The organism is Chloroflexaceae bacterium (assembly GCA_025057155.1).
In the GTDB taxonomy this organism is placed as follows: Bacteria; Chloroflexota; Chloroflexia; order Chloroflexales; family Chloroflexaceae; genus JACAEO01.
On sequence record JANWYD010000080.1, the window covers coordinates 1 to 777 of the forward strand.

The 777-nt window shown below is 60.0% G+C and carries 1 protein-coding gene; it reads right to left on the reverse strand.

The features are described 5' to 3' along the window. Positions 1–335 precede the first annotated feature (335 nt). On the reverse strand, positions 336–777 hold a 442-nt coding region (locus tag NZU74_20365), incomplete at its 5' end, for an ANTAR domain-containing protein (protein MCS6883683.1).

Genomic DNA, 777 nt, shown 5'->3' on the forward strand with positions numbered 1-777 from the left:
AGCTTGGGGCGAACAGCGCCGCTAAGCTGCGGTAAGCCCCTGACGGGATATGCGAAAGCTGATTGCTGATCCTTCCACGGGATCTAGCCACCGCCGAGCGCCTTCACTTCCCGTCAGGGGTCCGCAAGGCACCGGCTGTGCTGTGCGCTTGAGCCGGGGATTGCTTCGGGCATATGCGCGCCCTCGCAATGGTATGAGGATCGAACGTAGCAGCACTCGCCATGCCGGCGACGCTGCTCGCAATGACGTGATGAGCGAGCATAGCAAAGCGTGAGCGCCAATCACCGGTCGCGCGCAAAGACATGCGCAAGCGCCGTGTCACGCTGGCAGGCATGCTACCCGCCTGCCAACTGGCGAGTGAGCAAGATCGCCTGCGCCACCTCGCGCATCGTCTTGCGATTGCGCATTGCCAATTGCTGAATGCGGCGGAAGGCTTCGGCTTCAGTCAACCCATGCAGATCCATCAGCACACCCTTCGCCTGCTCAATCTCCTTGCGTGTTTCGAGCCGTTCACGCAACGCTTTCACCTCATTACGGCGCGCCTGATAAACCTGCCAACGCGCTAACGTCACCTCGATTATTGGCATCAGTTCGGCATCGCGGAACGGTTTAATCAGATAGCCGAAGACGCCGGCCATGCGCGCGCGCTCAGCCAATTCACGCGAGGCCGATGCCGTGAGCAGAATCACCGGCGCTAACCCTTCGTGGCACAAGATTTTCGCTGCTTCCACCCCATCGAGATGGGGCATCTTATAATCGAGTAACACCAAATCGGGC